This is a genomic window from Carboxydocella sp. ULO1, assembly GCF_002049255.1.
Classification (GTDB): domain Bacteria; phylum Bacillota.
The window spans coordinates 1-221 of sequence record NZ_BDLQ01000147.1 but is presented as its reverse complement, the minus strand read 5'-3'; the positions used below and the strand labels follow the sequence as shown (position 1 = coordinate 221).

General features: G+C 49.8%; 1 pseudogene. It reads right to left on the bottom strand.

The annotated features are described in order from the left end of the window. A pseudogene (locus ULO1_RS15045) lies at window positions 1–221 on the bottom strand (Baseplate J family protein); the annotation flags it as partial.

Below are 221 nucleotides of genomic sequence, written 5' to 3'. Positions count from 1 at the left end.
CAGCGCAGGTCAAGATACTGGCCAAATGTGGTAGAGGCAAACCCGCGCCGTAGGACCTCCTGGGCCCATATAGCTGCCAAGGCAAGTTCAATAGCAGCAGGAGAAAGGGCATCGTAGATAAAACTTCCTTCGCTTTTGTCTAAATCGTCCGGCAGTGAGTCTAACATTCTTTGCAGGATAGTTTCAAAATTCTGGTCCGTGAGGTACTCCGGTAAATCAGC